This is a genomic window from Streptomyces cadmiisoli, from assembly GCF_003261055.1.
GTDB classification, from domain to species: Bacteria; Actinomycetota; Actinomycetes; order Streptomycetales; family Streptomycetaceae; genus Streptomyces; species Streptomyces cadmiisoli.
This window is the reverse complement of sequence record NZ_CP030073.1, coordinates 3,441,144-3,468,028: the sequence shown is the minus strand read 5'-3', so window position 1 is coordinate 3,468,028 and position 26,885 is coordinate 3,441,144. Positions and strand designations below refer to the sequence as shown.

The 26,885-nt window shown below is 72.5% G+C and carries 18 protein-coding genes; 10 read left to right on the top strand and 8 right to left on the bottom strand.

The window, feature by feature from the left end; all coding sequences use genetic code 11:
* Positions 1-4 precede the first annotated feature (4 nt).
* Complete coding sequence (locus tag DN051_RS14580; protein WP_112438854.1) at positions 5-2,476, bottom strand: DEAD/DEAH box helicase; 2,472 nt, start codon at positions 2,474-2,476, stop codon at positions 5-7.
* Between the two features lie 522 nt (positions 2,477-2,998).
* Here DN051_RS14580 and DN051_RS14570 point away from each other — a divergent pair.
* Positions 2,999-3,751, top strand: a complete 753-nt coding sequence (locus tag DN051_RS14570) for a ferritin-like fold-containing protein (RefSeq protein ID WP_199314929.1) — start codon at positions 2,999-3,001, stop codon at positions 3,749-3,751.
* 123 nt (positions 3,752-3,874) lie between these two features.
* Here the strand turns inward: DN051_RS14570 and DN051_RS14565 are convergent, their stop codons facing one another.
* From DN051_RS14565 to DN051_RS14550, 4 genes are all read right to left on the bottom strand, one after another.
* Positions 3,875-4,144, bottom strand: a complete 270-nt coding sequence (locus DN051_RS14565; RefSeq protein WP_053758652.1) for a hypothetical protein — start codon at positions 4,142-4,144, stop codon at positions 3,875-3,877.
* 216 nt (positions 4,145-4,360) lie between these two features.
* A complete protein-coding gene (locus tag DN051_RS14560; protein WP_053758651.1) occupies positions 4,361-4,588 on the bottom strand; it encodes a DUF3107 domain-containing protein in 228 nt (75 codons plus the stop codon).
* A 171-nt stretch (positions 4,589-4,759) separates the two neighbouring features.
* Positions 4,760-5,407 (bottom strand): TetR/AcrR family transcriptional regulator, encoded by a 648-nt coding sequence (locus tag DN051_RS14555; RefSeq protein ID WP_053758650.1) that lies wholly within the window; start codon positions 5,405-5,407, stop codon positions 4,760-4,762.
* 210 nt (positions 5,408-5,617) lie between these two features.
* Entirely contained in the window at positions 5,618-5,842 is a 225-nt protein-coding gene (locus tag DN051_RS14550) for a hypothetical protein (RefSeq protein ID WP_053758649.1), read from the bottom strand.
* A gap of 219 nt (positions 5,843-6,061) precedes the next feature.
* On the opposite strand from DN051_RS14550, the gene DN051_RS14545 reads away from it, so the two are divergent.
* The 7 genes from DN051_RS14545 (at position 6,062) to moeZ (ending at position 15,516) form a co-directional block, all read left to right on the top strand.
* Positions 6,062-7,075 (top strand): alpha/beta fold hydrolase, encoded by a 1,014-nt coding sequence (locus tag DN051_RS14545; protein ID WP_112438852.1) that lies wholly within the window; start codon positions 6,062-6,064, stop codon positions 7,073-7,075.
* 8 nt (positions 7,076-7,083) lie between these two features.
* Positions 7,084-8,817 (top strand): DUF3152 domain-containing protein, encoded by a 1,734-nt coding sequence (locus DN051_RS14540; RefSeq protein WP_162624926.1) that lies wholly within the window; start codon positions 7,084-7,086, stop codon positions 8,815-8,817.
* 208 nt (positions 8,818-9,025) lie between these two features.
* Positions 9,026-10,750: a DUF3492 domain-containing protein gene (locus DN051_RS14535; RefSeq protein WP_053758646.1), complete on the top strand. Its 1,725-nt coding sequence runs from the start codon at positions 9,026-9,028 to the stop codon at positions 10,748-10,750.
* A gap of 317 nt (positions 10,751-11,067) precedes the next feature.
* Positions 11,068-12,321 (top strand): hypothetical protein, encoded by a 1,254-nt coding sequence (locus DN051_RS14530; protein WP_425471782.1) that lies wholly within the window; start codon positions 11,068-11,070, stop codon positions 12,319-12,321.
* Positions 12,322-12,514: 193 nt separating this feature from the next.
* Complete coding sequence (locus tag DN051_RS14525) at positions 12,515-13,528, top strand: NAD-dependent epimerase/dehydratase (RefSeq protein WP_112438850.1); 1,014 nt, start codon at positions 12,515-12,517, stop codon at positions 13,526-13,528.
* On the top strand, positions 13,516-14,274 hold the full coding sequence (locus tag DN051_RS14520) for a spherulation-specific family 4 protein (RefSeq protein ID WP_112438849.1): 759 nt from the start codon (positions 13,516-13,518) through the stop codon (positions 14,272-14,274). The genes DN051_RS14525 and DN051_RS14520 overlap by 13 nt, the downstream gene beginning before the upstream one ends.
* Before the next feature lie 63 nt (positions 14,275-14,337).
* Positions 14,338-15,516 (top strand): adenylyltransferase/sulfurtransferase MoeZ, encoded by a 1,179-nt coding sequence (gene moeZ / locus DN051_RS14515; protein ID WP_053763671.1) that lies wholly within the window; start codon positions 14,338-14,340, stop codon positions 15,514-15,516.
* A gap of 109 nt (positions 15,517-15,625) precedes the next feature.
* On the opposite strand, the gene DN051_RS14510 is transcribed toward moeZ, so the two are convergent.
* The 3 genes from DN051_RS14510 to DN051_RS14500 all read right to left on the bottom strand — a co-directional run bounded on the left by DN051_RS14510 (position 15,626) and on the right by DN051_RS14500 (position 22,232).
* Positions 15,626-17,167, bottom strand: a complete 1,542-nt coding sequence (locus DN051_RS14510) for an alpha/beta hydrolase (RefSeq protein WP_112442265.1) — start codon at positions 17,165-17,167, stop codon at positions 15,626-15,628.
* Positions 17,168-17,389: 222 nt separating this feature from the next.
* The gene (locus DN051_RS14505; protein ID WP_112438848.1) at positions 17,390-18,943 is read right to left on the bottom strand and encodes an alpha/beta hydrolase; all 1,554 of its coding nucleotides are present in this window, start codon (positions 18,941-18,943) and stop codon (positions 17,390-17,392) included.
* Positions 18,944-19,067: 124 nt separating this feature from the next.
* Positions 19,068-22,232: a lysylphosphatidylglycerol synthase domain-containing protein gene (locus tag DN051_RS14500; RefSeq protein WP_246041016.1), complete on the bottom strand. Its 3,165-nt coding sequence runs from the start codon at positions 22,230-22,232 to the stop codon at positions 19,068-19,070.
* Between the two features lie 186 nt (positions 22,233-22,418).
* Between DN051_RS14500 and DN051_RS14495 the strand changes: the two genes are divergently transcribed.
* Positions 22,419-22,805 (top strand): MGMT family protein, encoded by a 387-nt coding sequence (locus DN051_RS14495; RefSeq protein WP_112438847.1) that lies wholly within the window; start codon positions 22,419-22,421, stop codon positions 22,803-22,805.
* Between the two features lie 407 nt (positions 22,806-23,212).
* Positions 23,213-26,710 (top strand): ATP-dependent helicase, encoded by a 3,498-nt coding sequence (locus DN051_RS14490; RefSeq protein WP_425471767.1) that lies wholly within the window; start codon positions 23,213-23,215, stop codon positions 26,708-26,710.
* Positions 26,711-26,885: the final 175 nt, after the last annotated feature.

The following is a 26,885-nucleotide window of genomic DNA, read 5'->3' as shown; positions in this document are numbered from 1 at the left end:
GTGATCAGTCGTCCGCGGGCTCCGCGACGGACACCGCCTTGCGGGTGCGGCGCCGCGGGGCGGTCGCCGGTTCCTGCGTGGCCTGTGCCGGGATCTCGGCGGCCACCTCCACGGCGGAGGCGGCCGTCTTGCGGGTGCGGCGACGGGGCTTGGCCTCGGTGCCTTCCGCGGTGTCGACGGCGGTCTCGGCCGGCGTGGCGGTGGCGGCGGCCTTGCGGGTGCGCTTCGGCTTTGCCTCGGGCTCGTCGGTGGACGCTGCGGCCTTGCGGGTGCGCTTGGGCTTGGCGTCGGTGCCTTCGGCGGTGTCGACGGCGGTTTCCGCGGGGGCCGGGGCGGTCGCCGCGGTCTTGCGGGTGCGGCGCGGCTTGGTCTCGGCCTCGGGTGCCTGGGCGGCGACCTCGGTCGTCGCTTCGGCCGCTTCGGCCGTCTTGCGGGTGCGGCGACGGGGCTTGGCCTCGGTGCCTTCCGCGGTGTCGACGGCGGTCTCGGCCGGCGTGGCGGTGGCGGCGGCCTTGCGGGTGCGCTTCGGCTTTGCCTCGGGCTCGTCGGTGGACGCTGCGGCCTTGCGGGTGCGCTTGGGCTTGGCGTCGGTGCCTTCGGCGGTGTCGACGGCGGTTTCCGCGGGGGCCGGGGCGGTCGCCGCGGTCTTGCGGGTGCGGCGCGGCTTGGTCTCGGCCTCAGGTGCCTGGGCGGCGACCTCGGTCGTCCCTTCGGCCGCTTCGGCCGTCTTGCGGGTGCGGCGACGCGGCTTGGCCTCGATGCCCTCCGCGGTGTCGACAGCCGTTTCGGCGGTCTCGGCGGCCTTGCGCGTACGGCGACGCGGCTGGGGTGCCTGCGTCTGCTCCGCGGGTTCGGCGATCGCCTCGACCGTGTCGACGGCCGCCTCGGCGGGAGTGGCCTCCGCCGACTTGCGGGTGCGACGACGGCGCGGCTGCGCCGGGGCCTCGGCGGCGTCCGTGCCGCTCGCGCCCTCGGCCGTCTCCACGGCGGTGGCCGCGGCCTCGGACGCCGTGGAACCGTTGACGGCCGTGGTGGCCGCCGCCTCGGCGGTCGCGCCACCGCGGGTGCGGCGCCGGCGGCGCAGGGTGCGCGGCGCGGCGGCCTCCTCCACGGCAGTCTCCGACACCGTCACGGCCTCGGCCGGCGCGTCCGTCTGCTCCGTCGCGGCACCGCCGCGCGTACGACGGCGGCGGCGCGGCGTGCGGGCGGCGCGCTCCTCGTGGTCGGTCGTGCGGGACCCGTCCCGGCCACCCCGTCCGCCTCGACCGCGCGGGCCGCGGCCGCCCGGCTCGCCGAGGTCCTCCAGCTCCTCCGCGTCGAGCCCGGCGCGCGTGCGTTCCGAGCGGGGCAGGACACCCTTGGTGCCCTCGGGGATGTCCAGCTCGCTGAACAGGTGCTTGGACGTCGAGTACGTCTCGACCGGGTCGTGGAAGTCGAGCTCCAGCGCCTTGTTGATCAGCTGCCAGCGCGGGATGTCGTCCCAGTCGACCAGCGTGATCGCCGTACCGGAGGCACCGGCGCGGCCCGTACGGCCGATGCGGTGCAGGTAGGTCTTCTCGTCCTCGGGGGACTGGTAGTTGATGACGTGCGTGACGCCCTCGACGTCGATGCCGCGGGCCGCGACGTCGGTGCAGACGAGCACGTCGACCTTGCCGTTGCGGAAGGCGCGCAGCGCCTGCTCGCGGGCGCCCTGGCCGAGGTCGCCGTGGACCGCGCCGGAGGCGAAGCCGCGCTGCTTGAGCTGGTCGGCGAGGTCGGCCGCGGTGCGCTTGGTGCGGCAGAAGACCATGGCCAGCGCCCGGCCCCGCGCCTGCAGTATGCGGGCGACCAACTCGGGCTTGTCCATGTTGTGCGCGCGGTAGACGTGCTGCGAGATGTTCGCGACCGTCACGCCCTGGTCGTCCGGCGCGGTGGCGCGGATGTGCGTGGGCTGCGACATGTAGCGGCGGGCGAGCCCGATGACCGCGCCCGGCATGGTCGCCGAGAACAGCATGGTCTGGCGCCGCGGCGGCAGCATGTTGATGATCTTCTCGACGTCGGGCAGGAAGCCCAGGTCGAGCATCTCGTCGGCCTCGTCGAGGACCAGGCACTTGACGTGCTTGAGGTTGAGCTTCTTCTGGCCGGCCAGGTCCAGCAGACGGCCGGGGGTGCCGACGACCACGTCGACGCCCTTCTTCAGCGCCTCGACCTGGGGCTCGTAGGCCCGGCCGCCGTAGATCGCGGTGACGCGCACGTTGCGGACCTTGCCCGCGGTGAGCAGGTCGTTGGTGACCTGGGTGCACAGCTCGCGGGTCGGGACGACGACCAGGGCCTGCGGTGCTTCGGTGAGTGCCTCGGGGGCGGCGCGTCCGGCCTCCACGTCGGCGGGGACGGTGACGCGCTCGAGGAGCGGGAGGCCGAAGCCCAGCGTCTTGCCGGTGCCGGTCTTGGCCTGGCCGATGACGTCCGTGCCGGAGAGGGCGACGGGGAGGGTCATCTCCTGGATGGGGAACGGGGTGACGATGCCGACGGCTTCCAGGGCCTCGGCGGTCTCGGGAAGGATCCCGAGCTCTCGGAACGTCGTAGTCAGGGTGCTGCCTCTTCTGTGTACGCGGTGCGAGGCGAGCGCGGGGGTCGTGTCGGACCGTGCCGGGGACGTCGGCTGCCGTACAGCGAAGCCGTATGACACGGGACCACTGCCGACGCTCTAGCGCTCGTACCGCTGAGGGTCCCTCCGATCGTCGTACGCTCTGTGCCGTACGGTCAGGGAGGGCTGTCGGGTCGGAGCCGATCGGGCCACCGACCGGGCATCCTCATACGTGCGGCCTGTCGAGGCACGGTGATCTGTTCGCCGTACCAGCAGGCGCATTACCACCATACCCCGGATTCGCGCACACGCGATGGCCGATTCGGTCACGTTGTCGTCGTCACATGTGCGGACGCGGTCGTCGGCGTCGTCGTAGTCACACTGATTGACCAGGGACTTCCGCCATGGGGAGAGCGGGCTATTGTGCGCTTCATGACGACCTCTGACAAGCCTGACAACGTCGCCGAGACCCCTGACCCCGCCGAACACACCGGAGTCGCCGCCCAGGACTGGGCGACCGCCTCCGCCGATCCGCAGTACCGGGCCGCGGTCGTGGACCTGCTCGGGGCACTCGCGTACGGGGAACTCGCGGCGTTCGAGCGGCTCGCGGAGGACGCCAAGCTGGCGCCGACGCTGGAGGACAAGGCGGAGCTGGCGAAGATGGCGTCGGCCGAGTTCCACCACTTCGAGAGGCTGCGCGACCGGCTCACCGAGATCGGTGAGGCGCCGACCGCGGCGATGGAGCCGTTCGTCGCAGCGCTGGACGGCTTCCACCGGCAGACGGCGCCCTCGGACTGGCTGGAGGGCCTGGTCAAGGCGTACGTCGGCGACTCGATCGCCAGCGATTTCTACCGTGAGGTGGCCGCCCGCCTCGACTCGGACAGCCGCTCCCTGGTACTCGCCGTGCTGGACGACACGGGGCACGCCGGCTTCGCCGTGGACCGGGTGCGGGCGGCGATCGACGCGGATCCCCGGGTGGGCGGACGGCTCGCGCTGTGGGCGCGGCGGCTGATGGGCGAGGCCCTGTCGCAGTCCCAGCGCGTGGTCGCGGAGCGGGACGCGCTGTCCACGATGCTCGTGGGCGGGGTGGCCGACGGCTTCGACCTCGCCGAGGTCGGCAGGATGTTCTCCCGGATCACCGAGGCCCACACCAAGCGGATGGCCGCCCTGGGTCTGGCCGCCTGAGGCCGGACACGGCGGAGGGCCGGTCCTACCGGCCCCGGCCGTCCGGTCCCGCGCGGTGTGCCCGGCGGGGTGCCGCGTGGGATTCCTGGTGTCGCCCCGTGCGGCGTCGGGCTCGGCGGCGGCTCAGGCCGTCGCCGACCGGCGCCGGAGTCTTCCCGCCGGGCGCAGCAGCAGCGACAGGGACGCGGCGGAGACGACCGCCGCTCCGATCAGGCTCAGCAGGAAGCCGCCGGCGTCCAGCGCGCTGCGGGTGACGAAGGCGCCGAAAAGGGCTCCGGCGATACCGGTCGACAGCACCAGCGGGCGGGCCGGGAGGCGGTGCGGCAGCCGGACGGCGTAGGCCCATGCCAGGGCCAGGCCGAGAATCGCGGAGCTGAGCGCTTCCAGGAGCATGTCAGAGTCCTCCCACACGGCCGGCCTGCCCGAAACGGTCGTAGCCCGTCTTACCCCTGACCTGCGGAATGCAATCCTCCCCTGTGTGCGAGATGTGCTCCGTTCGTGAAGCGTGTTCACAGCGCGCGGTGCCCGCCGCACGCCCGCGTACGACGAAGGGCCCGGCGGCTCGTACGAGCCGCCGGGCCCTTCGTCGTGTCTGTTCGCAGCGTTCGCCTAGAGCGCGCCGAAGCCCACCTTGCGGGGTGCCGGCTCGCCGAGCTCGACGTAGGCGAGACGGTCGGCCGGGACCAGGACCTTGCGGCCGTGCTCGTCCACGAGAGTGAGCAGCTGCGACTTGCCGGCCAGCGCCTCGGCCACCGCGCGCTCGACCTCTTCGGCGCTCTGACCGCTCTCCAGAACGATCTCGCGCGGCGCGTGCTGCACGCCGATCTTGACCTCCACGGCTATGTCCCTCCGAACGGTCAGTGAAGTGCGCGGGCTCCCGCGCCGTACCTGCACACATTAGCCCGGTGAGGGGACCCGCACGCTCCCGGCGGGCACGCCAGGAGCGAACAGCGAACGGGAACAAACGTCCGTGCCGGTCCGGGCCCGTGCCGGTCCGGCCGGTGTGCCTCAGTGCTGCTGCTGTTCGCTGCCGTGCAGCGGGAAGCCCGCGATGCCCCGCCAGGCCAGCGAGGCCAGCAACTGCACCGCCTGGTCGCGCGGCACGCTGCGGTCGCTGTGCAGCCAGGAGCGGGCCACCACCTGGGCGAGTCCGCCGAGCCCGGAGGCGAGCAGCATCGACTCGGCGCGCGAGAGCCCGGTGTCCTCGGCGATCACGTCGCAGATCGCCTCGGCGCAGTCGTTGGTGACCTTGTCGACGCGCTCGCGCACGGCCGGCTCGTTGGTCAGGTCCGACTCGAAGACCAGCCGGAAGGCGCCGCCGTCGTCCTCGACGTACGCGAAGTACGCGTCCATCGTCGCCCGGACGCGCTGCTTGTTGTCCGTCGTCGACGCCAGGGCCGTGCGTACCGACTGGATCAGGGATTCGCAGTGCTGGTCCAGCAAGGCCAGGTAGAGGTCGAGCTTGCCCGGGAAGTGCTGGTAGAGCACGGGCTTGCTGACCCCGGCGCGCTCGGCGATGTCGTCCATCGCGGCCGCGTGGTAGCCCTGCGCCACGAAGACCTCCTGGGCCGCGCCCAGCAGTTGGTTCCGTCGGGCACGGCGCGGCAGGCGCGTGCCTCGCGGGCGTGCTGCCTCTGTCTGCTCGATGGCTGTCACGCCGCCTCCCAAGTTCGTCCACATGCGGTGTGCGCCGCGCCGCCATCGTACTTTTCGGTAACCGTGACGTGCGCGCCGCGAGCGCAGAATTTCACGGACCGGACGGCTACGAAAGCCGCACAGAAGTTTCGAACAAGTGCGGATCGGGCAAAAATCGGTCCCACTCCAGCTCAACGACGCCCCGGACCCCGTGTGCGAGGTCGTCGCACGTCAGCGGTAGTCGTCCTCGTCGAGAGTCACCAGCCGGGCCTGCTCCATGAGGTCCGCCTCGTTGGCCCGGTCCGGGTCCACGCCGGTGAGCGGGTCGTCCCGGTGCGGAGAGACGTCCGTGTGCTGCTCGGCGGCGTCGCCCTCGGCGGCCTCGACGTCGAACTCCTGGGCTTCCTCGATGTCCTCGTCCTCGAACGTCTCGGGGTCGGTCGGGTCAATGGCCATCACGGGCTCCCTTCCACGAAAGTCCCCTGGAGGAACCAGGGGCCACAAGCGGGTGCCCTCTGTACGAGCCTAGGAGACACGCCATCCGGACGCTATGCGATCTGCGTCCGAATCGTCACACACTGCGTATTCGCGCGGAATGTGCAGATACGGTGATCTCCTGCGTCTGTGACGGCGAACACATGAGCCACGGCGTGATCACCTCGTAACATTGCCCGCATGTCTTCGACCGAGCTGCCTTATGTGCCGGCCAGCAACGTGCTCCCGAAGGTGGCTCCCGTCAGGGTCGCGGACGGTGAGCGGCTGCGCTCGGTCGAGCTGCCGGGCATCACACTGAAGATCCGGTCGAGGCCCCCCGCGCGCGAGGGCCTGCCTCCCGCGCTCTACGTCCACGGCCTCGGCGGTTCGTCGCAGAACTGGTCGCTGCTGATGCAGCTGCTCGACGCGGACGTCGACTGCGAGGCGATCGACCTGCCCGGCTTCGGCGACTCCCCGCCACCGGACGACGGCGACTACTCGATCAACGGGCACGCGCGTGCGGTCGTCCGCTACCTCGACGCCGCCGGCCGCGGCCCGGTGCACCTCTTCGGAAACTCCCTCGGCGGCGCGGTCACGACCCGCGTCGCCGCCGTCCGGCCCGACCTCGTCCGGACGCTCACCCTCGTCTCGCCGGCACTGCCCGAGCTGCTCATCCAGCGCAGTGCCGTACCGACCGCCCTGCTGGGAGTGCCCGGGGTGGTCCCGCTGTTCAGCAGGCTCACCACGGGCTGGACGGCCGAGCAGCGCGTCCGGGGCGTGGTCACGCTCTGCTACGGCGACCCCGGGCAGGTCACCCCGGACGGATTCAGCAACGCCGTCCAGGAAATGGAGCGGCGCCTCCAACTGCCGTATTTCTGGGACGCGATGGCCCGCTCCGCACGCGGGATCGTCAACGCGTACACTCTGGGCGGCCAGCACGGACTGTGGCGGCAGGCCGAACGCGTCCTCGCCCCCACGCTCCTCGTCTACGGCGGCCGGGACCAGCTTGTGCGCCACCGCATGGCCCACAAGGCCGCGCGCAGCTTCCGGGACGCCCGCCTCCTGACGATCCCGGACGCCGGTCACGTGGCGATGATGGAGTACCCGAAGGCGGTGGCGACGGCGTTCCGCGACCTGCTCTCGGAGACGGAGCCCGGAGGCGCTGCCTCCGGGACGGCCACCGAGCGGGCCGACACGACGAGTACGGGAGACTGAGGGGCGACGTGGGACGCCACAGCCGCCGCGGCCCGGCACCGAAGGGTGAGGCCGCGGAAAAGGGAGCTCGCCGACGGACCCCCGGTCCGTCGGGAAGCCGTCAGGCACCGACCGGGGGAGCGGGCGCGGGACACGGCGTCCCGAGACGGGCCGCAGGCCCGGCCGCGCCGGGGACACCGCTGACCGCCGACGGCATGCCGACCGGCCAGGTGCCGCGACCCGCCGAAGGACCGGCGGGGTACGGGGTACCGCGTTTCGTGGACGGCACACCCGCGCACGGATTCCCGCGCTTGCCGGACGGGACGCCCGCGCGCGGCGTGCCGCGCTTGCCGGACGGTTCGGTGCCGGGCGGGGTGCCGCGGTTCGTGGAGGGGACACTCGCGCCCGGGGTGCCTCGGCTGCCGGACGGGACGCCCGCACGCGGGGTGCCTCGGCTGCCGGACGGGACGCCCGCACGCGGGGTGCCGCGGCTGCCGGACGGTTCGGTGCCTGGTGGGGTGCCGCGGTTCGTGGACGGGACACCCGCCCACGGTGTCCCGCGGCTGCCGGACGGGACCCCCGCCCATGGGTTCCCCCGGGTTGCGGACGGCACTCCCGCGCACGGCATCCCCCAGGTGCGCGGAGGCCACCCCGAGCAGCGTGAACGAGGCGGTGGCTGGGGCGAGTCGGGCGGCAGGCCGGGCGGCGGCCCCGAGGTCGCGCCCGGAGCGGGCATTCCCGGGCAGCGGCGGACGACGCGAGGCCCGCGGCAGGAGTACGTCGACGCGTTCGAGGAGAACGAGAACCTCTTCGCGCCCCGCGGGCAGACCTCCGCCGCGCTCGCCCCGGACCCGTACGCCTCCGTCACGAGCTGGGACGTCCGCCCCGCCCCCGACCTCGACGACGCACCGCCGACCGGAGAACCCGCTCCGGCCAGAAGCGGCAAGGGGCGCGCGTTCACCGGGATCGCGGCCGCCGCCGTGACCACCGTGCTGGCCGTGGTCGTCGCGGGCCAGGTGGCCGACGGGAGCGACGACGCCGAGGTGCAGTCGCGGGCCGCCGTCGACCAGGACCGGGACCAGGAGCAGGACCGGGACACCCGGGACTCCGCCTCGCGCGGCGACGGACGGCCGACGCGCTCCGCGTCGCCCGGCGCCGTACCGCTGACGTACGACCAGAAGATGGCCAAGACCTACCCGCTGAGCGCGAAGCTCGACGGCTCCGGGAAGTTCGACGCCGTCGCCGGGGTCGACAAGGCGCCCGGCAGGGGCCAGAAGTTCACCTACCGCGTGGACGTCGAGAAGGGCCTCGGCCTCGACGCCGAACTGTTCGCGGACGCCGTGCAGCAGACGCTCAACGACGACCGGAGCTGGGCCCACGACGGCGCCCGCACCTTCGAGCGGATCCACTCCGGCAGCCCCGACTTCGTGATCACGCTCGCCAGTCCCGGCACCACCGCCGACTGGTGCTCCAGATCCGGCCTGGACACCACGATCGACAACGTCTCGTGCGACTCCGCCTCCACGGAACGCGTGATGATCAACGCCTATCGCTGGGCGCAGGGCTCCGAGACGTACGGCGACAAGATCCACGCCTACCGCCAGATGCTGATCAACCACGAGATCGGCCACCGCCTCGGCTACTCCCATGTGACCTGCGACAAGGACGGCGACCTCGCTCCCGTCATGCAGCAGCAGACGAAGTTCCTGGAGCACGACGGGATCCGCTGCAAGGCCAACCCGTGGCCGTACCCGGGGAGTTGAGCCGACCGGACGCAGCGTGACCGCCCGTGCGCGGATGATCTCCTAGCGCGACGGAACGCGCTCCGTGCGGGAAAGTTACGACCGTTCACCCCTTTTGGTGGCGCGACGGACAACCGTCCGTCGCGCCACCGGCATGTCCGCTTACGTTCGTTCCGCTGCGAGCCGCCGAGCCTCGGCGGCTCCCATACGGGAGATCGGGGGTGCACTCGTGCGCATCGGACTGCTTACGGAGGGTGGCTATCCGTACCTGAGCGGTGATGCCGGACTGTGGTGCGACCGGCTCGTGCGCGGGCTCGCGCAGCACGAGTTCGACATCTACGCGCTCAGTCGCAGCGAGCAGCAGGAGGACGAGGGCTGGATCGCGCTGCCGCCGCAGGTCAGCCGCGTCCGGACGGCACCGCTGTGGACGGCCGAGGAGGACGGGGTGGTCTACGGCCGCCACGCCCGCCGCCGCTTCGCCGAGTGCTACGGCGACCTCGCCCGCACCCTGTGCGCCGGCGGCCCCGGGGAGTCCTCGACGGAGTCGTCGCCCGCTGAGGCGGACCGTTTCGGCAACGCCCTGTACGGACTGGCCGAACTCGCCCGCGAGGAGGGCGGCCTGGTCGGCGCGCTGCGCTCCGAAGCCGCCGTGAGCGCCCTCGAACGCGCCTGCCGCGCGCCGGGAGCCCCGCGCACGGCGCACGAGGCGCGCGTACCCGATCTGCTCGCCGTCGCCGCCCACCTGGAGCGCGTCCTGCGCCCCCTCTCGCTCGACTGGTACGAGCACGACGGGCTCGGTTCCGTCGACCTGTGCCACGCGGCGTCCGGCGGCGTGGCCGCCCTGCCGGGGCTGCTGGCCCGGCACTTCTTCGGCGTACCCCTGCTGCTCACCGAGTACGGGGTGCAACTGCGCTCGCACTACCTCGCCGCGGGCGCCGAGACCCCGCCCGCCGTACGGTCCCTGCTGGCCGCCTTCCACGGACGGCTCGCCGCCGAGATCTACCGGCGGTCCGACCGCATCACGCCCGGCAACGCCCACGCCCGCCGCTGGCAGGAACGCTGCGGCGCCGACCGTACGAAGCTGCGCACCGTGTACCCGGGCATGGACGCCGGGCCGTTCGCGGAGGTCGGCGAGTCGCCGGAGCGCACGGCGCCGGACACGCTGGTCTGGGTCGGCCGGGTGGAACCGACCAAGGACCTCGTCTCCCTGCTGCACGCCTTCGCCGAGATCCGGGAGACGCGCCGGGCCGAACAGGGCTCCCCGCGGACCCGGCTGCGGATCGTCGGTGCGCCCGCCGGCGCCGAGGGGGCGGCCTACCTCACCCACTGCCAAGTCCTGGCCGCCCAGTTGTTCCCCGACGAGGCGGCGGGCCCGCACGCCGTCGGCGACAACCCCGTCTCCTTCGAGGAGGTCGGCGGCCCCGACGCCCCGACCGTGGCCGACGCCCACGCCTCCGGCGCGGTGACCGTGCTGTCCAGCGTCGTCGAGGGGTTCCCGATCCCTCTCGTCGAGGCCATGCTCTGCGGCCGGGCCACGGTCTCCACCGACGTCGGCGCGGTGGTGGAGGTCGTCGGCGGTACGGGGCTGGTGGTGCCGCCGCGCAATCCGCACGCGCTGGCGGAGGCGTGCGTGGCGCTGCTGCGCGACCCGGAACGCCGTGAGCGCTTGGGCGCCGCCGCACGCGCCCGTGCCCTCGAACTGTTCACCGTGGAACAGAACGTCGCGGCATTTCACGGCATTTACCTGGAGATCGTCTCGCGCAGTCCGGTGCGCCGCGTCGTCCTCGACGAAACCGGCGACCCGCGGCCCTTCGGGGTGCCGGCCGAGGCCCGGGTCCCGGGCCGCTGGACCGACCCGGCGACACACCTCGCCGCACGCGGCGGCCCCGGCTGGGCCGCCGGCCCGCCGGTGCGCGCCACGCTCCCCTTGCCTGCCACGGAGGCCGTCCGATGAACGACGTGCACAGACGCGACGACGCGGAGGCGGCGGGGGGCGCGGGGGACACGGGGGGCTGGGAGGGCTCGGGGGAGGGTGTTGGTTTGGGGGGTGCGGGTGCGGGTGCGGGCTCGGGCTCGGGCTTGGGTTCGGGTGGTCTGGGGGGATTGGCGGGCGACGGAGGCTCGGGGTCGGGCTCGGGCCGTGGATCGGCGGACCTGGGTGATTCTGCGGGCGTCGGTGGCTCGGGGGAGGGCCGGGATTCGCGGGAGGGCCAGGGTTCGGTCGGTGTCGGTGACACCGCGGACCACCGTGACCTGCTGGACCTCGGTGCTCTGGCGGAAGTGGGCGCCCTCGCAGACGCCGGTGTTCCGGTGGGCGGCGGCGAGAAGGGCGGTCGATCCGCGGGGACGCGTGCCGGGCGTGACGGTGACTCCACGCGGGCGACCGCCGCGTCGAGCCGGCCGGACGCCCTCGGCGCTCCCATGGCCCGGCACGGTGCCGCGGATCCCGTGAAGGCCCTGCTCCACCGTCACCGCGAACTCTGCGAACGGGCCGTGGATCCCCTGGAGATCGCCGCCGGCCTGGAGGCGCACGGCGTCACCGACCGCACCGCCGCGCGCTTCCGCCACCGGGACGTCTTCTCCCTCGCGGAGGAGATGTACGCACGCGTACCGCGTGACGCCGACGCGTCCCGGCGCGCCGCGGCCCCGGCAGGCCCCCGTATGCGCGCGGACTGGATCGTGCGCACGCTGCTGCCCGGCACGCTCTGCGCCGCGGCTCTGGCCGGGGTGCACCTCACCCACGGCCGGGCGCGCCTGGCGCTGGCCGCCGCCGGCGTACTGGCCGTGGCGCTCGCCCAGCGGGCCGCCCTGTCACGCGGCCCGCTGGGGCGCGACGACGCCCGACCGGGCCCGCCCCCGGCCCGCGGCACCGGCGCCTGGGTCTGCTGGCTCCTCGCCTACTCCGTCCTCGGCGACGGACTGCTGCAAGCCGTCGCCTCCGGCGGCCCCGACGGCCCTCCCACCGGCACCGCGGACGGCCCCTGGCCCTTCACCGTCGTCCCGCTCCTCGCCCTCACCCTGGCCTGCGCCCCCGCCGCCTGGAGCGCCCATCTCTTCGCCGCGCGGTCACGCCGCAAACTGACCGCGAGCCGCGGCCTGGAGGAGTTCGCCGCCTCCGTACGCCCCCTGCTGCTCGGTACGTTCACCCTCTTCCTGGCCGCGCTGACCGCTCTCCTCGCACTCAGCTCGGCCGCCCTGGACGCCCCCGCCGCATACCCGCAGACCCTCGCCCTCGGCGCCCTGTTCTTCCTCGCCCGGCTCCTCACCGTCCACGGCTTCACCCACGCCCCCGCCGTGATCCTCACCGCGGCCGCCACGGTCGAGGCCACCGCCCTGGCCACGCTTCTCGCCGGACGCCTGCCCCACGGCGAGGCCCTTGCCGTCCCCGTCCGGACCCTCCTGGAGACCTGGGGCCCCGGCAGCATCCCGACTCTGGCCTGCGGAGCAGCGGCTCTCTCCCTGCTGCTGCACGCCGGCCGCAGTCTGACCCGCGCCTCGGCGCACGGACGAACGGACGGCCCATGACGACCACGACCCCGGCGGACACCCCCGCCGCGCCCGGCGCGGGCAGCGCCCCGCCGACGGCGCACGACAGACCCGCCGCACCCCTTGCCGCAGGCGCCCGGCCAGGACGTCGGAGGCAACCGCACCACCCCTTCGAAGGAGAACACCGCATGACTACCTCCCGACCCGCCGACCTGGCCACGGGAGCCGCCCGATGAGGGTTCTGCTGATCGGAGCCAACGGCTACCTGGGCCGCTTCGTCGCCGACCGCCTGCTCGCCGACCCGGCCGTCCAGCTCACCGCGCTCGGCCGCGGCGACGACGCCGACGTCCGCTTCGACCTCGCGTCCGGCAGCCCCGGCGCACTCACCCGCTTCCTTGACGCCGTCCACCCCGGCGTCGTGATCAACTGCGCGGGCTCCACCCGTGGCGGCGCACGTGAACTCACCCGCCACAACACCGTCGCCGTCGCCACCGTCTGCGAGGCACTGCGGCGCAGCGGCTGCGGCGCCCGCCTCGTCCAGATCGGCTGCGCCGCCGAGTACGGCCCCAGCCAGCCGGGCTCTTCCACGGCGGAGGACGCCGTACCGCGCCCCGGCGGCCCCTACGGCGTCAGCAAACTCGCCGCCACCGAACTGGTCCTCGGCTCCGGCCTGGACGCCGTGGTCCTGCGTGTGTTCTCCCCGGCGGGCCCCGGCACGCCCGCCGGATCGCCGCTCGGCCGCCTCGCCGAAGCCATGCGGCGCGCCATGCAGACCGGCGACGGCGAACTCAAGCTCGGCGGCCTCGGCGCCCAGCGCGACTTCGTCGACGTGCGCGACGTGGCCCGCGCCGTCCACGCCGCCTCGCTCTCCGCCGCGCAGGGCGTCATCAACATCGGCTCCGGCCGCGCGGTACGGCTGCGCGACGCCGCCGCTGTCCTGGCCCGCGTCGCCGGCTACGGCGGAGCCCTGCACGAACTCGACGGTCCGCCCGGTCCTCTCCGGCCCTCCATCGGCCACCCCAGGCCCGAACAACTCGGCCACCCGCGCCACGACGTCCTCGGTCACCGCGCCGACCCCGACCACACACCGCACGCCGCACCCATGGCGTACCCGTATCCGGACGGCTGCGGCAGCTGGCAGCAGGCCGACGTGCGCACCGCCCGTGACCGGCTCGGCTGGCGCCCCCGGATCAACCTCGAAGAATCCCTTGCGGACATCTGGATGGAGGCGGCATGCCGCATCTGACCAGGAGAAAAGCGTTAACGGCCGGCACGGTCCAACGCACCGGACTCGGTATCCCCGGATTCGCTCACCCCCTTCTCGCCCCCACTGAGTGGGGGGAACTCACCCGTCCCGGCGCGCCGTTGCACTGGGTCGTCCTCGACGTGGCCGACGGCCCCGGCGTCCGCCCCGACCCGCACTGCCTGGAGGCGGCCGGCCGGATCCGCAACGCGGGCGTCCGCGTCCTCGGCCGTATCGACACCCGCTACGGCGGGCGCGACTTCGACGAGGCACTGTCGGACGCGCGCCGGTTCCTCGACTGGTACCAGGTCGACGGCTTCCTGCTGGACCACTGCCCCGCCGACCGCGACGACCTGCCCGAGATCCGCCGCATCACCACCACCCTGCGCGCCCTCGGTGAAGGTGCCCACATCGTGTACGGCCACGGCACCCACCCGTACCCCGGCTATGCCGAGAACGCCGACCAGCTGGTCACGTTCTCCGGCCCGTGGAGCGACTACCGCTGGTCGCAGGCGGCGGAGTGGACCGCCGACTATCCACCCGAGCGCTTCTGCCACTTCGTGCACGGCATACCCCTCGGCCATCTCGACGAGGCGCTGCGTGTCGCGCGCTGGCAGGGCGCCGCCACGATCTACTTCACGGACCGCACGCACCGCACGGACCGGGGCGGCCGCACGGACCCGTGGGAGAGCATGCCCGGCTACTGGGACGAAATCGTCTCGCGGATCGGAACAGGTGTCTCGGAATGAAAAAGGCCGTGGCAGTGTTAGCGGGAGAACACTAGAAGTGATTGACCGACCAACGGAGTCCCCGTGTCGCTGCCACCCCTGGTCGAGCCGGCTTCCGAGCTCACCGTAGACGAGGTTCGCAGGTACTCCCGCCACCTGATCATCCCGGACGTCGGGATGGACGGGCAGAAGCGGCTGAAGAACGCCAAGGTGCTCTGTGTGGGCGCCGGCGGCCTGGGCTCGCCGGCCCTGATGTACCTCGCCGCGGCGGGCGTCGGCACCCTCGGCATCGTGGAGTTCGACGAGGTCGACGAGTCGAACCTGCAACGCCAGATCATCCACAGCCAGGCCGACATCGGCCGCTCCAAGGCGGAGTCCGCACGCGACAGCGTGCTCGGCATCAACCCGTACGTGAACGTGGTCCTTCACGAGGAGCGGCTCGAGGCCGACAACGTGATGGACATCTTCAGCCAGTACGACCTGATCGTCGACGGCACGGACAACTTCGCGACCCGCTACCTGGTCAACGACGCGTGCGTGCTGCTGAACAAGCCGTACGTGTGGGGTTCGATCTACCGCTTCGACGGCCAGGCCTCCGTGTTCTGGTCCGAGCACGGCCCCTGCTACCGCTGCCTCTACCCGGAGCCCCCGCCTCCCGGCATGGTCCCCTCCTGCGCCGAGGGCGGCGTGCTGGGCGTGCTGTGCGCGTCCATCGGCTCCATCCAGGTCACCGAGGCCATCAAGGTCCTCACCGGCACGGGTGAGCCGCTGGTCGGCCGACTGATGATCTACGACGCCCTGGAGATGCAGTACCGCCAGGTCAAGGTCCGCAAGGACCCGAACTGCGCGGTCTGCGGCGAGAACCCGACCGTCACCGAGCTCATCGACTACGAGGCCTTCTGCGGCGTCGTCTCCGAGGAGGCCCAGGCGGCGGCCGCGGACTCGACGATCACTCCCAAGCAGCTCAAGGAGTGGATCGACGACGGCGAGAACATCGAGATCATCGATGTCCGGGAGATCAACGAGTACGAGATCGTCTCCATCCCGGGCGCCCGGCTGATCCCGAAGAACGAGTTCCTGATGGGCACGGCCCTGGAGAACCTTCCGCAGGACAAGAAGATCGTCTTGCACTGCAAGACGGGCGTCCGCAGTGCGGAGGTCCTTGCGGTCCTGAAGTCCGCCGGTTTCTCGGATGCCGTCCACGTCGGCGGCGGAGTCATCGGCTGGGTCAACCAGATCGAGCCGGACAAGCCGGTCTACTGATCTTCCTTCCCGTCGGCCGGCCGCCGACGGGCGAGGCGAAACCCACGCCTCCGGCTAGTTCGGGTGAGGGCTTCGCACACCTTCTGCGTGTGCGGAGCCCTCGTCCGCGTCATGAGCAGACCTTGCCGTCCTTCGGCACCGTGCCCTTCAGCACGTACGCGTTCACCGTGGAGTCGACGCAGTCGCTGCCGCTTCCGTAAGCGCCGTGTCCGTCGCCCTTCCAGGTGAGTACGACACCCACTCCCTTGCCCAGCTCGTCCGCCATCCTGCGGGCGCCCTCGTAGGGAGTCGCGGGGTCGCCGGTGTTGCCGACGACGAGGATCGGCGCCGCCCCCGGCGCGCTGACCTCAGGGCTGTCGAACTGGCCCGGCACCGGCCAGTCGTGGCACCAGCCCGCCGTGTCCCAGCCGAGGAAGGCCCCGAACACCGGGGATATCTCCTCGAATTCCGCCAGCCGCCCCTTCGCCTCGTCGGCCGTGGGCCGCTGCTTGTCGTCCAGGCACGATATGACCCGCTGTGAGTGGGTCGTGGTGTTGTACCGGCCGGAGGCGTCCCGCTCGTTGTAGCCGTCGGCGAGCGCGAGGAGCGCGGTGCCGTCGCCGTCCTCGGCGGCGGCCAGGGCACTGGTCAGGGTGGGCCAGCCGGACTTGCTGTACAGCGGCAGGACTATGCCGGTGAGCGCGAGTGCCTGGGTGAGCTTGCGGTCGGTGGACGTCGGCAGCGGCTCGGCGTCGATGCGGGCCAGCAGGTCGGCGATCTTTTGCGAGCCCTGCCGCGGATCCTGGCCCGTCGACTCCAGATAGTCGTCGAGCGCGCGCTGGAAGCCCAGGGTCTGGTTCCTCGCGTGGCCGACGGCGTCGGCGCTGGGGTCGACGACCGCGTCCAGCACCAGACGTCCGACGTTCTCCGGGAACAGGTGGGCGTAGACGCCGCCGAGTTCGGTGCCGTACGAGATGCCGAAGTAGTGCAGCCTGTCGTCGCCGAGGACGAGCCGCATCAGATCCATGTCGCGGGCGGTGTCCGCGGTGGACACGTGCGCCATCAGCTTTCCGGCGGACTCCTCGCAGCCCTTGCCGAAGTCGGCGGCGTCCTTCAGGTACGCCTCTTCCTCGGCCGGGGTGTCCGGGGTGGAGTCCACGGCTTCGGCGGCTTCGATCCGGCGGTCGTCGCGGCAGCGGATGCCCTCGCTGGCGCCCACTCCGCGCGGATCCCAGCTCACGAGGTCGTACCGCTCGTGGAGCAACGAGACGGTGGAGGCGTAGGCCGGGAGTGTGGAGACACCGGACTGGCCGGGGCCTCCGAAGTTGAACAGCAGCGAGCCTATGCGGTCGTCGCCGCGGGCCCCGGCGCGGATCAGCGCCAGATCGATCGTGGCGCCCTCGGGTTTCGACCAGTCCAGTGGCACCTTGAGCGTCGCGCACCGGTAGTCGTCGCCCGGTGCGGGGGCGTCGTCGCGGGCTTTGCAGTCGCCCCAGTCGGGTCGCTGCTCGGTGAGGGACGAGGGCAGCGCGGACGTGGATCCGTCCGACGAATCGGACGGCGTACCGCCCCCGCCCTTCCCGTCGCCGCCGTCCGACGAACCGCCGCTGCAACCCGCCGTCAAGAGCGCGCCGGCGACGGCCAGTGCCGTCCACCGTACGAACCGTGCCATGGACACATCCCCCCTCCGGGGCCGCCGCACCTCGATCGCGAACGGCTGTCCCGCCATGGTAGGCCGACCGAACAGAAGCCGTCGCAGCCTGTGGATAACCGTTTGACCTGCGACTTTTCAGTTTTGAGATCACCAGTTCCTGCGCTTTTCGGTTTCTGCGGACTCACGGCTCGGCACTCCGGCCGAGGGTTCCGGCTCAGGATTCCGGCCCCGGACTCCGGCTCAGGACTCGGAGCAGACGGTTCCGGCTTTGGGCACCCTTCCGTCCAGCAGGTAGCCGTCCACGGCGTCCTGGACGCACTTGTTCTTGCTGTCGTACGCGCCGTGTCCCTGGCCCCGGTAGGTCAGCTCCACGCCGACGCCCGGGCCCAGCGCCTCGACCATCTTGCGCGCGCCCTCGTAGGGCGTTGCCGGGTCGCCCGTGTTGCCCACGACGAGGATCGGCGCCGCGCCGGACGCGCTGACGTCCGGATGCTCGGCGGCGCCGGGCACGGCCCAGTCGGTGCAGCTGAGCATGCCCCAGGCCAGGTAGTCGCCGAACAGCGGAGAGGCGGCGCGGAACTCGGGCACCTTCTGCTGCACGTACTGGCTGGTGTACCGCGGTTTGTCGTCGGCGCAGTTGATGGACACGTTGGCCGGGACGAGGTTGCTGTACTCGCCGTTCTGGCTGCGTCCGTTCATGGAGTCCGACAGCAGCAGCAGGATCTGGCCGTCGCCGTCGTAGGCCTGCTCCAGGCCCTCGGTGAGGTACTCCCAGAAGTCCTGTGAGTACAGCGACTGCGCGATGCCGCTGGTCGCCGCCGTCTGTGTCAGTTCGCGGGGGAAGATGCCCGGGATCGGATCCCGGTCCAGGTCCGCGAGCAGCTTGGCGATGCGGTTCTTGACGTCCTGGGCGGTCTCCCCGATGGGGCAGTCCTCCACCTGGGACACGCAGTTCTCGGCGAAGTTGTCGAGCGCGAGCTGGAAGCCTTTGGCCTGTCCGAGCGAGCCCTGTTCGGGGTCCTGGGTCGGGTCGACCACCGCGTCGAAGACGGCACGGCCCACCTTCTTCGGGAACAGGTGGGCGTAGACGCCGCCGAGTTCGGTGCCGTACGAGATGCCGAAGTAGTGCAGCTTGTCGTCGCCGAGGACCTGGCGCATCAGGTCCATGTCGCGGGCCGCCTCGGTGGTACGCACGTGCGGCAGCATCTTCTTGGAGTTCTTCTCGCAGGCGTTGTTGAACTCCATGACGTTCTCGACGAGCTCGGCACGCTCGGGAGCGGTGTCAGGGGTTGCGTCCTGCTGGAAGTAGGCGTCGAGCTGCTGGTCGTTCTCGCAGCGGACTCCGGCGCTGCGGCCGACTCCGCGCGGGTCGAAGCTGACCACGTCGTAGCGGGTGCGCAGCTTCGCGTAGTCCGCGCCGAACGCGGGCAGGGTGGTGACACCCGAGCCCCCGGGCCCGCCGAAGTTGAAGATCAGCGAGCCGATCCGCTGGTTCGCCGGGCCGCTCGCCTGCGCCCTGATCAGTTCGAGGTCGATGGTGGCGCCCCCGGGGTTGTCCCAGTCGAGCGGGGCCTTCATGGTGGCGCACTGCCAGTCGTCGCCGTCCGGCAGCGGTGACGGCGCGTCGCCGCCGCCCTGGGCCGGAGAGGGCGCCGGACAGTCCCGCCACACCAGCTTCTGTCGGGTCAGATCCTCGTTCCCGGGGCGGTCGTCGCCGCATCCGGCCAGCACGCTGGAGAGCAGCACGGCGGTGGCTGCGAGGGCTGCGGCGCTCAGGCGGGAGGGCTTCGGCATGTCTCCATCCTGCGGCCGCATCGGGCCGGGCGCTCGGGGCGCGGGCCGTACGAGGGACGCGTGCGTGCGGGTGTCTTTTCACGAGGACGCGCGCGAGGGTGCCCGCCGTGCGGCGCACCGTGTCTTACAGTGCGCCCTTGCGACTGAGATGGTTGAAGGCGAGCCAGCCCGGCAGCACCGGCAGCCACAGGGTCAACAGGCGGAACAGCAGCACCGCTGGGGCGGCGACCTCGCTCGGCAGGCCGACGGCGATCAGACCGACGGTCAGGGTGGCTTCGACGGCGCCCACACCGCCCGGCGTCGGGGCGGCGGAGCCGAGCGCGTTGCCGGCGAGGAAGACCACGGCGACGCTTGCGATGCTGAGCGAGGTCGTCTCGTCGCCGAACGCGCGGATCGAGGCGTCCAGACACATCACGAAGCAGGCGGTCAGCAGCAGCATGCCGCCGATGCCGGTGATCAGTTTCTGCGGCCGCTGGAGGACGTCCAGCATGCGCGGCACGACACCGGCGAAAAGCGACCGCACACGCGTGACGACGAATTTCCGCAGGAACGGGACCGAGGTCGCGACGAGCACCAGCACCGCCACCGTCAGCAGACCCGCGATGACCGTCCGGGACGGCGACAGGGACGGTGTCTTCTCGGTACCGGTCAGATAGCCGAAGGCGAGCAGCATCAGGATGTGGCAGCCCAGCCCGAACAGCTGCGAGGCGCCGACGCTGGCCACGGCCAGCCCGGGTCGGACGCCCGACCGCTGGAGGAAGCGCGTGTTGAGCGCCACGCCGCCCACCGCGGCCGGCGCCACGATCTTCACGAACGACCCGGCGACCTGGGCCGCCACGGTCCGCGGGAACGGCACCCGCTCCGGCACGAACCCCAGCAGGCTCATCGCGGCGGCGATGTAACTCAGCGCCGAGAACAGCGCGGCAGCGATCACCCAGCCCCACTCGGCGTTGGCGATCAGCGGCCCGAACTCGATGTGCGTGAGCTGGGTCAGCAGGAAGTACGCGCCGATGGCGCCGGCGATGAAGCTGATCAGGGTGCGCGGCCGGATCCGTTCCAGCCGGGCCGGCTCGACCGGTGCCTGCGGCCTGATCCGCAGCACCTGGTGCCGGATCTGCGTGAGGAGATCGTCTTCACGAGCCTCCTCGACCGCTTCGTCGATGGCCCGTTTCTCGGCTCTTGCCTGCGCGCGCTCGGACTTCTTGCCGGCCTTCTCCAGCGTCACCCCGGTGACGTCGTGCCCAGCCGCTTCGGCACGGGCCTGCTTGGCCTGCCGTGAGGCCTCCAGCACCGCCTCCCGCTCACGGTCGGCGCGCTCGCGGGCCAGTCGCCGTAGCGTCGCGCGCGTGGAGCGGGTCAGCGCGATCGGCTGGAGCATGGGCAGGCAGTCGGCGACGGCGTCCGGGCCGAGCACCGCGACCGCCGAGGAGACCGCCCGCTCGGCACCCACGCGCAGGGCGAGCGTCGTCATCAACTGCGCGACGTCCATGCGCAGCAACAGGTCACCGGCCGCGATCTCACCGCCGCGCAGATCGGTGAGGACCACCCTGCCGGAACGATCCACCAGGACGGCGTCACCCGCGAGCCTGCGGTGCGCGATGCGCCGCGACTGCAACGCGCGCACCTGGTGCCACGTGCTGTGCAGCAGCTCGTCGGAGATCTCTTCGGGCGCCAGCGAGTCGAGGGTCTGGCCGCCGGTGTGCTCGTAGACGAGCATCACGGCGTCGGGGCCGAGCTCCGAGGTGGCGATCAGCTTCGGCGCGTTGGCGCCCGCCGCGATGGCCGCGTACGCCAGCAGCGCCTCCTGCTCCAGCGCCTGCCGCAGCGACTGGAGACTGCTGCGGGTGGCGAAGCCGCGCAGCGTCAGATTGCGCCATACCCGGTAGAAGAAGCCCTGCGCCTGCTGTTCCCGGTCGACGACCGTGACGTCCAGGGGTGGCCCGTCCTCCAGGGTGACGAAGTAGCGCCGTCCGCGGTCGCCGTCGGCCGCGTCGGTGATGTCCTCGCGGGACGCGCTGACCGGGCGGAAGCCGACCGTCCGCAGACCTGCCATCAGAGTCCGCCCGGTGGGCCGGACGTTGGGCGAGCCGACCGCGTACAGGGTGCCGTAGGCGACGGACCAGCCGATCAGCACCGTCAGGATGATCGAGAACGGTGTCGTGTACCCGGTGACGAGCATCGAGAACGCGTCGAGGAGCAGCACGATCCACAGCACCGCCCGCCAGCGCGGTCTGCGGGACATGCCGACGGCCGTCATGTACGCGATGACGGGCGCCAGATAGCCGTGCACCGGGTCGGTGAGGGCGTTGATGTCGCCCGGGGAGGGCTGGGTGAGCGCGTCCTGGATCGAGTCGGGGGCGGCTCTCGCCACCCACAGGTCGGTCGCGAGGGTCACCCCGTGCGCGAGGACGGCCGCGAGCACGCCGTCGGCGATGCGCAGCCCGTCCCGCTTGATCAGCCGTTCGATCGCGAACGCGACCGGGACCAGGAGGATGGCGATACTGGACGCCAGCCCCGCGATCTTGATGAGGAGGTCGGGTGCCTGACCGGTGCCCTTGTTGATGTCCTGTTCGAGACCCGACGTGGTGCCGTGCGCGAAGGCGGCGATGGCGATGAGGACGACGACGCCGAGCACGCCGACCAGCAGTCGCATGAGATCCGAGGGGCGGTGCACGCGCGCGGGCAGCAGCGGTTCGTCGCCCTCGACCTCGTCGGAGTGGGTGTCGCCGGGGTCGGTGTCGAGGGCTTTGCCCTTCCGGGGCGGTGCGGTGGGCTCGGGGCTTTCGCTGTTGCCGCGGGGTGGGGTGGTGGCCTCCGGGCCTGCGCCCTTGCCGTGGGACGGGGTGGTGTCAGGGGCGCTGCCCTTCTCGGGCGGTGGCGGTGCGGTGGTCTCTGGGCTTTCGCCGGCGTCGTCGCCAGGCGTTCGCGCTACCTCGGGGCCTTCGCCGTCGCCGGGCGTTCGGGCGGCCTCGGGGCTTTCGCCGTCGCCGGGCGCTCCGGCGGCCTCCGGGCTTTCACCCTTGCCGGGCGTTCGCTGGGCTTCCGGGCTTTCGCTCCGGCCGCCGGGCGGTGCGGGGTCGTCGGAGTTTTCGCCTTTGCCGGGCGGCGCGGTGGTCTCGGGGTCCTGGCCTGTGCCGGGCGTTCGGGCGGCGGCGTCGGGATTGTCGCCCTTCCCGGGCGGTGGGGCGGCGTTCGTCACCGGCTTCTCGTCCGTGTCGGCGGTGTCCGGGCAGGCTGACGCATCAGAGGTGCTCTCCGCGCCCTCGGCGTGCACACCCTGCTGCTTCATCGTCTCTTCTTGATCTCGTATCACCAGTCACCGCCCGCACGATGGTTGCATGCCCCACCGACACACGGGGGCATCAGGGTGCAAATGCGGGGGCGCACAGTCTGCCCGAAGAGCCCCGCCAGGGCGAGGGCTACGGACAGTGGCGGGCATGTCACGTTGTCGGTGGCGTGCGGCAGGATGGGACGAATGAGCGAGGAGAGCCTTCCCGGGGACGCCCGCGCGGAGTACGCCGACGCCCTGCCGGAGTACGCCGAGCGCGTCCTCGACGTCGCAGAACGGATCCCGGCCGGCCGTGTCATGACGTACGGCGACGTCGCCGAGTGGCTGGAGGAGGGCGGGCCCCGTCAGGTCGGCCGGGTGATGGCCCTCTACGGGGGAGCCGTTCCGTGGTGGCGTGTGGTCCGCGCGGACGGCGCCCTGCTGCCGGGTCACGAACTGGAGGCGCTCGCTCAGTACCGCACGGAGGGCACACCGCTCAAGGCCGCCGCCAGGGCCGCGGAGGGCCATCTGCCGCGCATCGACATGAGACGGGCGCGGTGGGACGGCGGCGAACGCGCGGAGGTTCACACCTGACAGCTTCCGCCATCGGACGCGTCCGCGGGTGACGCGTGATCCGTACGGGGGAAACTGACGACGTCCGTGGCATGACGTACGTTCGTGAGCCGAGGGACACGAGGGTCGCATGAGGCGGGAGGGAAGAAGCGGAAGCCCTGCTTCCGGCCCTTTCGTCGGCGTAGCGTCGCCCGCACGTGCCCCCCTCACCTCGCGGTCACCGCCCTCCACAGAGGACGGCCGGCCCACCCGTCACCCGACCACGACCGACCGATGACGGCGCCTCGCGCCGGCAGTGAGAGATCGCGCACCCACCAGGACCGGCGAACCACGTGAGCTCCTCTTTCTCCACTCAGCGCCTGTCGCACCCCCAGGTGCGACAGGGGAGCCGTGGCGTTTACCGACTGGTGCGAACCCCGCCGCCCCGCATGGATCCCCCTCGTCTGGACGCACCACAGCGGGCCGTGGTTGACCACGAGGCGGGACCGCTGCTCGTCCTGGCGGGTCCGGGCACGGGCAAGACCACCACGCTCGTGGAGTCCGTCGCGGCCCGCATCGCGCGCGGAGCGGACCCCGAACGGATCCTGGTGCTGACCTTCAGCCGCAAGGCCGCCGTCGAACTGCGCGACCGCATGGCCCTGCGCACGGGAGTGGCGAACGCGCCCCGCGCGACCACCTTCCACTCGTTCTGCTACGCCCTGGTCCGCGCCCAACAGGACAGCGACCTGTTCGTCGAACCGCTGCGGCTGCTGTCCGGACCGGAACAGGACGTGACCGTGCGCGAGCTGCTCGCCGGCCAGCCCGATCTGGAACGGCTCGGCCTCGCGCACGTGCGCTGGCCGGACGAGCTGCGCGCCTGCCTGACCACCCGGGGCTTCGCCGACGAGGTCCGCGCGGTGCTGGCCCGGAGCCGGGAGCTGGGCCTGGACCCCGACGCTCTGGACGCCTTCGCGCGGCGCATCGGCCGCCCCGACTGGCGGGCCGCCGCCGCCTTCCTCGCCGAGTACCTCGACGTCCTCGATCTCCAGGGCGTGCTCGACTACTCCGAACTGGTCCACCGCGCCGTGCTCCTCGCCCGCCGCCCCGAGGTCGCCCGGCGGCTCACCGAGCAGTACGACGCCGTGTTCGTCGACGAGTACCAGGACACCGATCCCGCCCAGGTGCGTCTGCTGCACGCTCTGGCCGGCCAGGGACGCACCCTTGTCGCGTTCGGCGACCCCGACCAGTCGATCTACGCCTTCCGGGGCGCGGACGTGAACGGCATCCTCGACTTCCCGCGCGCCTTCACGCGCGCGGACGGCCGCCCCGCACCCGTCGAGGTGCTGCGGACCTCCCGCCGCTCCGCCGCCGCCGTGCTGTCCGCGACCAGGCTGCTGACCCAGCGCATGCCGCTCACCCGCCTGCCCGCCGAGAAAGTCCGCGCCCACCGTGAGCTGGCCCCAGTACGGGACGGGGGCCGCGTCGAGGTCCAGACGTACCCGACGCCCGGCACCGAGCTGGACAACATCGCCGACATCCTCCGCAGGGCGCACCTGGAGGACGGCATCCCTTGGGGCGAGATGGCGGTCCTGGTGCGTGCCGGATCCCGCAGCATCCCGACGGTCCGCCGCGCCCTCACCTCTGCCGGTGTGCCCCTCGACATCGACGGCGACGACGTGCCGCTGCGTCACGAGCCCGCCGTGGCTCCACTGCTCACGGCCCTTCGAGCCGTGGCGATGGCCGAGTCCGACCGGGCCGGCGGACACGCGCGTACTCGCGTGCGCGGGGAGCGGGACGACGTGGTGGGGGAGACGGGCTCCGGAGGAGATGCGGAGACCGGGGAGTCCGGGCAGCGGTTGGAATCTGCCGAGCACGCCGAGCACGCCGAGCACGCCGAGCACACCGAGCATGCCGAGGTCCGGGAGCCCGAAGGGCATGTCGAGCTCCGGGAGTCTGGGCAGCCCGGTGAGTCCGCGGAGCTCGGGGAGCCCGAGCCTGAGCGGCACCTGGAGTCCGAGGGGTACGACGAGCCCGAGGAGCCCGAGGAGCCCGGAGACCCCGAGGGCAACGTCCCCTGGCTCAGCACCGAGACCGCGCTCACCCTGCTCGCCTCCCCCCTCGCGGGCATGGACGCCGCCGATCTGCGCCGCCTCGGCCGCGCCCTGCGCGAGGAGGAACGCGCCGCCGGCAACCCCTTGCCGCCGCCGTCGGACGAGCTGCTGGCACGAGCGCTCGCCGAACCCGAGCGTCTGGTGGCGCACGACCCGGCCTACGCGCGCGGAGCCCAGCGCCTCGGCGCGCTGCTGCGCACCGCCCGGGAGCGCCTCGCGGGCGGCGGTACGGCCGAGGAGGCGCTGTGGGACCTGTGGCAAGGCACGCCCTGGCCCGCACGCCTGGAGCGCGCCGCCCGGCGTGGCGGCGCCGCCGGACGCAACGCGGACCGTGACCTGGACGCGGTGTGCGCGCTGTTCGCCACCGCAGCCCGCGCCGAGGAACGCTCCGGCGGCCGGGGCGCCCTGAACTTCCTGGAGGAGCTGGAGGCGGAGGACATCGCCGCCGACACCCTCACCCGTCGCGCGGTACGCCCCGACGCCGTGCGCCTGATGACCGCGCACCGCGCGAAGGGACTGGAGTGGCGTCTGGTCGTCGTCGCGGGAGTCCAGGAGGGCCTGTGGCCGGACCTGCGCCGCCGCGGCTCCCTGCTGGAGGCCGACCGCATCGGACGCGACGGACTGGCCGAACCCCTCACACCGGGCGCCCTGCTCGCCGAGGAACGCCGGCTGTTCTACGTCGCCGCCACACGCGCGCGTGAACGGCTCGTCGTCACCGCGGTGAAGGCACCCGCGGACGACGGCGACCAGCCCTCCCGGTTCCTGACCGAACTCGGAGTCGAACCCAAGGACGTCACCGGCCGCCCGCGCCGCCCGCTGTCCGTGGCCGCGCTCGTCGCCGAGCTGCGGGCCACGACCGTGGACCCGCGCGTGTCCGACGCGCTCAGGGAGGCCGCCGCCCGCCGGCTGGCCCGGCTTGCCGCGCTCGCGGACGACGACGGCCGCCCCCTGGTGCCCTCGGCCCACCCCTACCGCTGGTGGGGCATGTTCGAGCCGACCGAGTCCAAGGTGCCGCTGCGCGACCGGGACCAGCCCGTCGTGCTGTCCGGAAGCGCCTTGGACCAGCTCGCCAACACGTGCTCCCTCCAGTGGTTCCTCGGCCGAGAGGTGAAGGCCGACGCGCCCGCCACCGTCGCGCAGGGCTTCGGCAACGTGGTGCACGTCCTCGCCGACGAGGTCGCCTCCGGGCGCACCCCGGCGGACCTCGACGTCCTCATGGAACGCCTCGACTCGGTGTGGGACGCGCTCGCCTTCGACGCGCCGTGGAAATCCGCGCAGGAGAAGCAGCACGCGCGCGTGGCGCTGGAACGCTTCCTGAAGTGGCACGTCATGGAACGCACCGGGCGTACCGCGGTGGCCAGCGAGCACGACTTCGACGTCACCCTCGAAGCGGGCGACTACGAGGTGCGCATCCGCGGCTCGATGGACCGCGTCGAGGCGGACGGCGACGGCCGCGCCTATGTCGTCGACTTCAAGACCGGCAAACAGGCGCCGAGCGCGGCGGAGGTGGCCCGCCATCCCCAGCTCGCCGTCTACCAGCTGGCCGTGCGCGAGGGCGCCGTGGACGAGGCGTTCGACGGGGAGCGCCCCGAACCGGGCGGCGCCGAACTGGTCCAGCTGCGTCAGGGCGCCGCCCGACGCGACGGCGGCGAGACCCTGCCCAAGGTGCAGGCCCAGGAGCCCCTGGAAGGGGAGTGGGTCGGTGACCTGCTGGCCACGGCCGCGGGCAAGGTGCTCGACGAACGGTTCACACCGACGACCGGCCAGCACTGCACGCACTGCGCCTTCCGCGCGTCGTGCAGCGCCCGCCCCGAGGGACGCCACGTGGTGGAGTGACGCGGGGGCGACGCACGGGGGCTACGCGGAGCAAGGCCCGAAGCGGGGGCAGGGTGGGAAGAGGGGGCGGCGTGCGGACCGCGCCGTACGAGTGCGTGACGTACCGCACGTACCGCATCACATGCGTTGACCTGCGTCTCTCCTGACCAGGGGAGCGATCCGGCATCCGCTGTCA